General features: G+C 61.3%; 7 protein-coding genes. 1 reads left to right on the top strand and 6 read right to left on the bottom strand.

Annotated features, from left to right (window positions below; genetic code table 11):
* Positions 1-56: 56 nt before the first annotated feature.
* From fghA to cphA, 6 genes are all read right to left on the bottom strand, one after another.
* Positions 57-896 carry an S-formylglutathione hydrolase gene (gene fghA, locus KT71_RS06940; protein WP_008296153.1) on the bottom strand — a complete coding sequence of 280 codons (840 nt, stop codon included), beginning with the start codon at positions 894-896 and terminating at the stop codon, positions 57-59.
* 7 nt (positions 897-903) lie between these two features.
* Positions 904-2,010: an S-(hydroxymethyl)glutathione dehydrogenase/class III alcohol dehydrogenase gene (locus KT71_RS06935; protein ID WP_008296154.1), complete on the bottom strand. Its 1,107-nt coding sequence runs from the start codon at positions 2,008-2,010 to the stop codon at positions 904-906.
* A 94-nt stretch (positions 2,011-2,104) separates the two neighbouring features.
* Entirely contained in the window at positions 2,105-3,376 is a 1,272-nt protein-coding gene (locus KT71_RS06930; protein WP_008296155.1) for a DEAD/DEAH box helicase, read from the bottom strand.
* A gap of 161 nt (positions 3,377-3,537) precedes the next feature.
* Positions 3,538-4,695, bottom strand: coding sequence for an amidohydrolase family protein (locus tag KT71_RS06925; protein WP_008296156.1), 1,158 nt, complete (start codon positions 4,693-4,695; stop codon positions 3,538-3,540).
* Entirely contained in the window at positions 4,686-6,404 is a 1,719-nt protein-coding gene (locus KT71_RS06920) for a Mur ligase family protein (RefSeq protein WP_202962396.1), read from the bottom strand. The genes KT71_RS06925 and KT71_RS06920 overlap by 10 nt, the downstream gene beginning before the upstream one ends.
* A complete protein-coding gene (cphA, locus tag KT71_RS06915) occupies positions 6,394-9,180 on the bottom strand; it encodes a cyanophycin synthetase (protein ID WP_008296158.1) in 2,787 nt (928 codons plus the stop codon). The genes KT71_RS06920 and cphA overlap by 11 nt, the downstream gene beginning before the upstream one ends.
* A 148-nt stretch (positions 9,181-9,328) precedes the next feature.
* Here cphA and KT71_RS06910 point away from each other — a divergent pair, with 148 nt between their 5' ends.
* On the top strand, positions 9,329-11,485 hold the full coding sequence (locus KT71_RS06910) for a cyanophycinase (RefSeq protein WP_008296159.1): 2,157 nt from the start codon (positions 9,329-9,331) through the stop codon (positions 11,483-11,485).
* Positions 11,486-11,492: the final 7 nt, after the last annotated feature.

Genomic DNA, 11,492 nt, shown 5'->3' with positions numbered 1-11,492 from the left:
TCAATGACCCGGGGATTTAGCAAAATAGACCGTAAATGACAGCCCGCAAACGGGACTCAGGGAGCGCAGTGTCCGGCGTGAAACGCAACATGCTCGTCCATAAAACTCGCGATGAAAAAGTAGCTGTGGTCGTAGCCCTCCTGCATGCGAATGTTCGCGGGGTAGGCACTTTCCTGACAGGCTGCGGCTAGAAGCGGCGTCTTGAGCTGCTCTTCGAAGAAACTGTCTTCAGCACCCTGGTCCACCAACATGGGCAGATGCGACGTAGCACGACGAATCAGCTCGCAGCTGTCGTGGGATGCCCACAGCTCACGATCCATGCCCAGGTAGGCGGAGAACGCCTTCTCCCCCCAGGGACATTGCAGGGGCGCGCAAATCGGTGCGAATGCTGAAACACTGCGGAAGCGCTCGGGATTTCTGAGGGCGATGCTCAGAGCGCCGTGGCCTCCCATGGAGTGTCCAAAGATGCTTTGACGTTCCAGGTCCACAGAATGCTGCTCTGCAACCAGCGCCGGCAACTCCTCCAGCACATAGTCGTACATGTGGTAATGCTCGGACCAGGGGGCCTCCGTGGCATTTACATAGAAGCCGGCGCCGAGACCCAGGTCCCAGCTGCCCTCGGGGTCATCGGCTACTCCCTCCCCCCGGGGACTGGTATCGGGCGCGAGAATGGCAACCCCCTGTTCCGCCGCCGCCCGCTGCGCGCAGGCCTTCTGAACAAAGTTTTCGTCGGTACAGGTCAGCCCCGACAACCAGGTCAGGAGAGGCACGGACCCCGTCGCTGCCTGGGGCGGCAGATACAGGGAAAAATGCATGTCGCAGCGGAGCACCGCCGACGCATGTTTGAAGCGCAACTGCTGTCCACCAAAACTGCGTACCGCTGATACCCGTTCCATGGCGGCCTCAGTACAGCACGACGGAGCGGATGCTCTCGCCGGCATGCATCAGATCAAAGGCCCGGTTGATGTCATCGAGGGGCATGGTGTGGGTGATGAGATCATCAATGTTAATTCGGCCATCCATGTACCAGTCCACGATCCGGGGCACATCCGTGCGCCCCCGCGCACCCCCGAAGGCAGTGCCCCGCCAACTGCGGCCCGTGACGAGCTGAAATGGTCGCGTGGAAATCTCCTTGCCCGCGCCGGCGACGCCGACAATGCAGCTTTCGCCCCAGCCCTTGTGGCAACACTCCAGGGCCTGACGCATCACATCAACGTTGCCAATACATTCGAAGCTGTAGTCCACGCCACCGCCGGTGATCTCCACCAGATGCCCGACGATGTCATCCACGTCCCGGGGATTCACAAACTCCGTCATACCAAACTGCCGACCAAGGGCTTCTCGCTCGGGATTCAGATCAATACCAATGATGCGTGAAGCGCCCACCATTCGGGCACCCTGCACAACGTTCAAGCCAATCCCACCCAGACCAAACACGGCGACCGTGGCCCCGGCCTCCACATTCATGGTGAAGGCTACGGCACCAATGCCCGTGGTAACGCCGCAACCGATGTAACAGATTTTTTCGAAGGGTGCGTCCTTTCGCACCTTTGCGAGAGAAATCTCGGGCAGCACGGTGTAATTGGAAAACGTCGAACAACCCATGTAATGAAGCAAGGGTTTGCCATTCAGGGAAAAGCGGCTGCTCCCATCGGGCATCACCCCCTGGCCCTGGGTCTCGCGAATCGCCTGGCAGAGATTGGTCTTTGGATTCAGACAGAAGTCGCACTCGCGACATTCGGGGGTGTACAGGGGAATAACATGATCGCCAGGCTCCAGCCCCGTGACCCCGGGCCCTGTCTCTACAACGATGCCCGCGCCTTCGTGTCCAAGAATCGCCGGAAAAGCGCCCTCGGGATCATCGCCGGACAAGGTAAACGCATCCGTATGGCACACGCCCGTGGCCTTGATTTCCACAAGCACCTCGCCGGCGCGCGGACCCTCCAGATCGACATCCATGATCTCAAGAGGTTTTCCTGCACCCAGCGCTACCGCCGCGCGTGTTTTCATCGCTTTACTCCTGCAATTCGTTGACGTTCTGCAAGTTAAACACAGATAGGGAGTAGGGAAAACGTGCGCTGCCGAAGGAGATCTTAGGCCGTGTTCAGGCCGATTTTTTCCAGGACGAGGAGCCGCCAGGCTCACGGGAGCGACGGGCTACAGCAGCGTCCCGGGGCGCGGAGCCGGGCGTCTTCCGCCCCCTGTCCTCGCGGTCTCCTGTGTTGTGTGAGGACGGCGGCCGGTCCGTAGGCTCAAACCCAGAAACGTGCTCCATGGGGATTTCCCGTCGTATCAGGACCTCGATAGCCCGCAGGAGGGGCTCATCGTCCGCGCTCACCAGGGAATGGGAGCGACCGGTGGCACCGGCCCGGCCCGTGCGACCGATGCGATGCACATAGTCCTGGGGCACCGAGGGCAAGTCGAAGTTCACCACCTCGGGCAACTGATCAATATCCAGACCCCGGGCCGCAAGGTCCGTAGCAATCAATAACTGCAAGTCGCCCTTCTTGAAGGCGTCCAGCGCACGCTGGCGGGCATTCTGACTTTTGTTACCGTGTATCGGTGCCGCCGCAAAACCTGCGTTGAGTAAGGCTTTGCTGAGCTGATTCGCGCCATGCTTGGTGCGACAGAACACCAGCGCCTGGCCCCACTCGCCCTCCCGGAACAAGTGCATGAGGAGATCACTCTTGTGTTCGGGATCGACCGCGTAGGCTTTTTGCTCAACGAGTTCCGTAGTGCTGTTCGCCGGTGCTACGTCCACGGATACGGGCTCCACCAGATAGCGCGCCGCCAGGGATCGGATTTCCTGGGAAAAGGTTGCGGAGAACATCAGGGTTTGCCGGTTGATGGGCAGCATCTCGATAATTCGACGCATGTCATGGATGAACCCCATATCCAGCATGCGATCCGCCTCGTCGAGCACCAGCACCTCCAGCGCAGAAAAATCCACATAACCCTGCTGTGCCAGATCCAGGAGTCGTCCCGGGGTCGCAACGAGAACATCAACGCCAGGCTCCAGGGCTTCGATCTGTGGTTCCGCTCTTACGCCCCCAAACACTACGGCACTGCGCAGATCGAGATACCGGCCGTAGGTGAGCACGGAGTCGTGGACCTGGGAGGCGAGTTCGCGGGTGGGCGTGAGGACCAGCGTCCGCACCTGTCTGCCTCGCGCCCCGCCTACAAAGGCCAGGCGCTGCAAAATAGGAAGTACAAAGGCGGCGGTTTTGCCGGTGCCCGTCTGGGCCGCGGCAAGGACGTCCTGTCCGTCGAGAACCAGGGGGACGGCTTTTGTCTGTATCGGTGTGGGTTGACTGTAACCGCGGTCGTTTGCGGCTTTCACCAGATTTGGTGAAAGGCCCAGGGCGTCGAAGGTCATGTCTGGCAATCCGTCAGCAGATTTTCATTCACTACGCGGAGAGTTCACGGCTCCGCGCAACTGTGTGCTGACGATGTTGACGCACGGTCAGCCGGTGCGTCACATCATGATAGACCAAAAAGCCCTGAAAATCAGGTAGTGCGAAATACTACGCAAAACGCCTAGAGCAGGAATTCACCCCGGCGGAGTAACCACTGCCCTCCCGCCATCACCGACTCGACGGCGCCCGCAGCGGGATCCAGGAGCAAGAGATCGGCGCGCCCCCCAACGGCAATAGCTCCCGCATCCGCAAGTTTCAGGGCCGCTGCGGGATTTCGGGTCATGCCTGCCAAGGCTACAGGAAAGAGATCCGGGTTCTCGCTATGAAGGCTCAGGAGCAGTTCCGGCAGGGAATCCGGAGATGCGGCAGTCAAACCCACCAGTTCGCCGTCCACATAAACAGGCAGCGAGCCCCCGGCGTCCGAGGACAAGGTGATTTTCTCTGCCGGCGCCCCCGCTTCCAACAGGCGACGCAGTGCCCGCTCTGAGGTGATGTCCCCCGCTGCGATAAGCTCCGGGGTTGTGGACACCGTGATATCCACAAAACCGCCTCGCAGGGCCCAGTCCGCCGCCTCATCCAACAAGGCGGTGGAGCGATTAACGTGGGTGGGATACAAGACTGAGGGTGACAGGTCACTACCCTCCAGGGCGTCCCGAAGCAGCTTGAGCCGCGATTCACCGGCACCCACATGCACAAGCACCGTGCCACCCTCGCCCGCGAGGATGCCGCCAAGTTGCGTCTCCGCAGCGAGGCGCCGAAGCTCCTGCGCCGTGGGCTGCGTACCTCGATGATCGGCGATGGCGACTTCTCCGACGCCCACCACCGGCGACACGAGATAAACATCGCGGGCAATATCCCCCGTAAGGCTCGGCGCGGGCACGCGGTAGGCGCCACTCAACATAAAGGCGTTCAATCCCTGGCGGCGCATGCCCATGACATTGCCGTAAAGCACCTCAAGAGAGCGCCCGATGGAATCGGTACCCAGGGCGCCCACCGGTGCGGTAACTCCCGCGCGCACAAAGGTTTCTACATCGATCTCCGCGGTGCGGTTGCCAAAACCGCCCTCACCACCGCCGCCACAGGGGTGCGTGAGCGCATCGACGATCCCGGGCATCAGAAGCTTGCCGCGGGCGTCGACGCGCTCCGCTTCCGCAAGCTCCCCGACGGCATCGAAGGATCCCGACTCTCCCATGGCCACCACCTCGCTACCCGCGACGAGGAGATCAAGATGACCTCGGGGGCTGGGGTCAAAGCATTCAGCGCCGCTGATCACGTACATCCGTCTGTTCCTCTTGCGATGCGGGATTCAATTAACTCACGGGTTTTGTCGCGTTTCTCATGGGACAGGAGCACCACGAGATCGCCGGGTTTTGCCCAGCGCAGGGCTGCCCTCGTGGCATCCAGCTCCGTCTTGCTGAGACTGATGGATTTTGCGCTGTGTCCCTGTTCAATAAAGGCATCGCGCATGATTCTGGCAACCTCGCCCTCCGCGCGGCCCCGGGCGTGACCATCCATGCGCTTGAGCCAGATCCGATCAAAATGCAGGGCCGCGGACGCATCGGCGAAGGCCCTGATATCTTCATCGCCACGATCCCCTGCCTGTCCTGTAATCAGCGCCCGACGCCTGGCGGGCAATCCTTCGACCATGGGCATGAGCGCTTCAAGACCCGCGGGGTTGTGGGCAAAATCCACAAGAAAGGTGGCCCCGCCCACGGTATACAGATTGGCCCTGCCGGGATTGTCTTCGTTACCCAGGGCACACAAGCCCCGGGCGATGACCTCAAGGTCCATACCCAGTGCATCGGCGACCGCCGCAGCGGCGAGGGCGTTGGCGATATTGTGACGGGCCACGCCACCGTAACTTAAGGGCATCTTTTTCGCCGAGAGAAAGCTTTTGCCAACGCCCCCTTCGATGCGCTCGAGACGACCGCGACGGAGGGTAAAACCCTTTCCACCCTTTTCGACGTGGGTCTTGAACGCCGGTGCCGATGGCGACAGGGAAAACAAACACAGGGGCGCCGACGCTGACGCCGCCCGGGCCATGAGCAGGGGATCCTCGGCGTTGAGCACCAGAGACGATTTTTTGTCCAGGGCTGCCGTTACGGACCACTTGACGTCTGCAAGATCCTCAAGGGTCTCCACGCCGAAATCCCCGAGATGATCCGCGGCAATATTGGTGATGAGGGCAACATCGGCGCGCGCTACCGCAAGCCCTCTTCGCAACAGACCCCCTCGCGCGGTCTCCAGCAACGCGAGCTCGCAGCGCTGATCCCGAAGCACTATTCGCGCCCCCCCGGGCCCGGCGTAATCATCGCGATGCAACAGCTCGTCGCCCATGGCCAGCCAGTCCGTGGAGCTCACCCCCGCGACCTGTCCCGCAGTCTTGGCAATGGAAGCCAGAAGACGCACCGTCGTGGTCTTACCATTGGTACCGGTAATCAGAGCCGTAGGCACCGCTTTTAAGCCACGCCAGCTCACATCATCCGGGTGGGGAAGTTCGAACAGATCCCAACTCTGACTGTGGCGACCGGTGCCCAGGGTCAGCACATCCTCGTCCAGGACCACGGGCGCGCCGTGTTCCCGGGCCGCTGCCAGCACGCGCTGTAGCCGGGGCCGCTCCTCGTCCCGGTACTCCCCGCGCAGGGATCTTGCCGCGCGATTCAATAAATGCCGCTGCCCGCCTTCAATCCAGTCCCGCGCGGCTTCATAGGCTGTTTCGTTGAGCTCCGTCGCGGTGTACAGACCGTCTACGGGCGCCGACAGACCCAGGGAAACGCCGCCCTCGAAGGGTCGCACGGCCAGCTCCTCATCGTCCCAGTCCAGCTGTTCCAGGAGCCGCCGTGCGTGGAGTCGCCATGCCGCAATGAGTACCTCGCGCTCCCTGTCATCCACGGCGATATCCATCACCGCGCCGGGACGCCGAAGTAAAAAATTGGCGCCCGTGAGGCGCCTCGAATCAAGCAAACGCATGGCGGTGTTAGTCGTCACTCTCCCGGGCTATGCGCACACCCCGTTCATCACGGATAAGTTCCAGATCGTCAGAGAAGGAGAAGCTGCCGACAAACTCTTCGGGCACATCAATGGCGGGACGCTCTCCCTGCTCACTGACGACATCTTCTCCCGGCTGGAAGTAGATAATCTGCTTCCAGGATCGGGTGACATGATCCGCGAGGATGAGTACCAGGTCGCCGCCACGGGCCATCTCCAGAGCTGCCTGGTTCGCATCCTCTTCCCGCTCGATAAGTTGAATACTGTCGTCGGACACGCCCCCCTCCAGGAGTCCGCGCTTGAGCAGTCCCGGCACCTCGCCGGGCTCACGGCCCCGCAGGTTATCGTCCCGACGACAGATGTAGTGATCAAAATGTCCCGCGGCAATGCCCGCCACCTCGACGATGTCTTCGTCCCTGCGATCCCCGGGCATGGTGAGGACCACGATCTTGCGGCCACCAATTTCGTAGCGGTCCACAACGTCGCACACCATTTTCACCGCGGCGGGGTTGTGAGCGTAATCCAGAATCACTTTAAAAGGATGCTTGTCGTAGACGTTCAAACGACCCGGCGATTGGAAAAAGGTGCTGTCGAAGGTTCGCAGACCCTGGCGGATGTTCTCCAGATCCACATGCATATGATAGGCAAGCGCCGCCGCGAACATGGCGTTCTGCACGTTATGCAGGGCCCGCCCTTCCAGCGTTGCGGGTATGAGATGCGTCCACAGCAAAGGAATGTTATGACCGTTTTCATCGTAGAGCGTGATCATGCCGCCGTTGATTCCCTGCTCGAGCACCAGGGCCGTACCCCCGGCCTTGATGTGCTCCCGCACCAGGGGATGTGAGCGGTTCATGGTGACATAGCACAGCTTTTCCGCGGTGCAGTGATCGGCCATTTGCAGACAGTGCACATCGTCGGCGTTCAAAACCGCGGCGTCCCGCGCCACTTCTACTACCACGCGCTTCACCTCTGCGAGATCCTCGAGGGTGTCGACACCCTTGAGTCCCAGGTGGTCCGCCGCAATATTCAGACAGGCCGACACGTTGGACCGCTGATAACCCAGGCCACTGCGCAAAATACCGCCGCGCGCCGTCTCCATGACGGCAGCATTCACCGAAGGATCCCGCAGCACAATCTGTGCAGCGGTGGGGCCCGTCATGTCTCCGGCCACCGTGAGACGTCCATCGATGTAAACGCCATCGGTGCTGGTCTGACCAACGGTCAACCCCGACATCTTCAGAATATGCGCGAGCATGCGCGATGTTGTTGTTTTACCGTTGGTACCGGTAATCGCCGCGATGGGAATCGACGAGGGACTGCCTTCGGGAAACAGCATATCGATAACGGGGCCCGCCACATTCCGCGGCTCCCCCTCGGAGGGCGCGACGTGCATCCGAAAACCCGGTGCTGCATTGCACTCACAGATGCCGCCACCCACCTCACCATAGGACCGCGTGATATCCGTGGTAATAAAGTCCACGCCACCCACATCAAGCCCCAGAGCCAGGATAGCCCGCTCGGCCATGCTCTTGTTGTCCGGGTGAATCACGTCGGTCACATCCACGGATGTGCCGCCGGTGCTCAAATTTGCCGTGGGCTGCAGATACACCACCTCACCTTCCGCAGGGACACTTGCGCTGGTCATCCCGGCCTGGGAGAGCATGCGCTCCGCCGCCGCATCCAGAGAAATACGCGTAAGCACTTTTTCGTGGCCTACGCCGCGCAGGGGATCCTCATTGACCTTGGCCACGAGCTCTTCCACCGTTGACCGGCCGTCGCCCTTGACATGGGCGGGCACCCGCTTTGCCGCTGCCACCAGCTGACCACCGACGACCAGGAGGCGATGATCAAGGCCCGGCAGGAAGGTTTCTACGATGATCCCGTCACTGTGCTCCTTGGCCTTGTCGTAGGCTTTTTCTACCTGCACTTCGTTTTGAATATCCGTGGTGACACCGCGACCGTGGTTGGCGTTCAGGGGCTTGATGACCACGGGGTAACCGATGCGCTCGGCCGCAGCGATGGCGCGGCGCAGACGGTACACCAGGGCCTGACGCGGCACGGGGAGACCCAGGTCCCCCAGAATGCGATTGGTTTCATCTTTCTCAGAAGCGAGCTCCACGGCAATATGCGGCGTAGCGCTGGTAATCGTAGCCTGGAGACGCTGCTGGTAACGGCCATGGCCCAGCTGTATGAGGCTGTGCTCATTGAGGCGGATCCAGGGGACTCCCCGGGCCTCCGCTTCTTTGACCAGAGAGTGGGTGCTGGGACCCAGGGACCGGGACTGGCAGGCGCGGATAAACTGATCCCGCTCCTCATCGAAATTGAAATCCTCGGGCACATCCGAGGGGCGTAGTTTCTCCGGCAGAAGGGAGTGCAATAAGTCCAGGCCCAGCTTTCCCGCCTGAATCCCGGCGAACTCCTCCTCGTACTCGAAGACCATGTCATAGACACCCTTCTCGTCCGTGGAGCGCGTTTTGCCAAAGGACACCTCGTAGCCCGCAATACCCTGGAGTTCAAGCACCACATGCTCGAGCACATGGCCCAGCCAGGTGCCTTCGTCCTCCAACATCCGGCGGATAAGACCGCCGGGCTCCCGGTAGGAACAGCCGTGGTCTTCGAGTCCGGGTAATGCCGCAACCAGCGCTTCGACAAATTCCTTTCCCAGGCGCGCCGTGGGCCACTCTTCGAGCTCCCCGAGATCTACCGTATGACGGATAACAGGAAAGAGTGCATAGACATTCGGGCCACGGTACACACTGGTATCGAGGAACTGCATGGGTAAACTCCGGTTCGATCTGGGAAACCACCACTCTACCCGCGATGGGTGGCGCTTGAAAGTCGCAGACGGTCGCTAATTCAAGGCACATTAGCGATAATGGCGACGTTCTTTGCCAACTCTCGACCATCCAGTCCGGATATACACATTGCCCTTTGATTCCACTGACAAAGCTTCCTCGGACCGCGCCGGCCCCTCAGGCTCCCTCGCACTGATCGGGGGGCGCTTTGAAGCTGATAATGCAGCGCTGTACAAAGCCCTGCACCGACGCTGTGACGGGCGCATCGCCGTCTGCTCCATGGCGTCCGGGTACCCCGAAGAAGTAGGCGCCGAGACCGTCGATGAGTTCCGCGCCCAGGGCTTCTACGCCGAATTGGTTCCCATTTTTTTCGAAAACCGTGAGGAGTCCGCCTTCGATCCGCGGCTGATCGAGCGACTGCAGGCCTTCGGCAGCGTGTTCTTCACCGGCGGCGATCAATCGCGCATTGTGGGCACCCTGGTGCAGGACGGACGTGAAACCCCTGCCCTGGAAGCTATCCGTGCCCTTTATGCCTCCGGTGGATTGATTGCCGGCAGCTCTGCGGGCGCTGCCATTATGTCGGGGCCGATGATCATGGGCGGCACCTCTCTCAACGCCATCAGCCGAGGCATCGATACGCGGGAAACCGCTACAGATGACTTTGATGCCTTTCGTCTGGGCAAGGGACTGGGGTTCTTCGACTGGGGAATGGTGGATCAGCATTTTCTCCAGCGGGGACGGGTGGGTCGCCTCATCAAAGCGGCGGAGCTGTCGGGTGAATCCCTGGCCTTTGGCATTGATGAGAACAGTGCCCTCATCGTTCAGGGCAGCCACGGTGAAGTCGTGGGGGAAACGGGGATCCTTTTTATCGATCTTCGCAAAGCGATCTTCGGCGATGCGGAGTTCGCCGTTCGTAACGCCCGGGTGTCGTTCCTCGATGACGGTGACGCCATCGACCTGCGACGGGGAAAGCCCCTTCCCGCCGCGGACAAACGCCGTGCCCGGGTGGGCCGTGCCTCCTATCGTTCACCGGCACCCGTGCGCCGCAATGCCTTTGCAAGCTACGGGCTCCACGACCTGATGCTTCGTCTCATAGAGAGTGACCCGGCGTTTTACAGTAAGGACAGCGCCAGTGCTTTCGATGCCCTGTTCGCCAATCAGGTCACGCTGCACATAGAACGCCGCCCCCGTCGCTCCCGAGCGTTGCGGGCGGTGAGAGCCGGGGAGATCCGCTACACCGCACTGAATTTTAATCTGGATATCCATTGTGCGACCCTGGACGCCTGTCCTCTCAATGAGAGCACCCAGGTACTGCGCCCGGATCCTGCGCCCGAGGCGCGCCTCGTGATGCTGGGCAGCACCCCCATCAACTGGTCCTCGGATGCCCGCAGGACCCTCCTGAGCGAGCTGCGGGAACCCGTGGGCGTGCTGGCGACGGCCTCGGGGGAGCCCACGGCCATGGCAGAGCGCTATCTGGACTGGCTGGCGAGCGAGAACATACAGGCGGAGCTCCTGCCCATATCCCTGCACAATATCGAACGCGCGAGCCGTGATCGGGCGCTGCTCAAAACCATCGATCGCATGGGGAGCTTGCTGCTTACGGGCGGGGATCAGCGCCGGGTGACGGAAGCACTGCTGCACTGCGCCGAGGCAACACCAGTGCTCCACAGCATTGTCACTGCCTATGAGCGCGGCACACCGTTGATTGCTGTCGCGGCATCCGCCACGGCCCTGGGCAACCGAATGATCGCCGAAGGCGACAGTGTCGCTGCCTGGCGCTACGGCAGTTCCGAGGACGCCAGTTTCTCCGGGGTGGTCGTTGAGCGGGGCATCGGGCTCACCCGCCTGGGTCTCATTGACCAGAACTTCCTTCGCCGGCACCGCCTCGGACGCCTGCTTATCGCCTGCGCAGCGCAGCAACAGCGTTTTGGTTTTGGTCTTTGCGAGGGTGCCGGCATGATCATCCATGGCAACGAGCAGACCATCGAGGCCATCGGCAGTAAGGGCGTCGTGGTTGCGGAACTCGACCTCGATCGCGTGCGCCTGGCGCCAAAAGTGCCCGATCCTTCCGGCGTCAGACTGTATCTGCTGGAGCCCGGGCAGCGTGTTCGCCTGGAAGATCTCGCAGGCGCCACCGCTGAGCACTCGGCAGCGGCCACCGCCCTTCTGAGAGAAACCCTCGATGACCTCGCCAGGGATTATCAGATCGCCCTGGGGGACAGCGAACGCAGCTTCAACGCACCCCGCTGGCTCCAGACCCTGGGCAATTCAAACAACCTTCATTAAGGCTCAG

This window comes from Congregibacter litoralis KT71 (assembly GCF_000153125.2).
GTDB lineage: Bacteria > Pseudomonadota > Gammaproteobacteria > Pseudomonadales > Halieaceae > Congregibacter > Congregibacter litoralis.
This window is presented reverse-complemented; position numbering and strand designations above follow the sequence as displayed.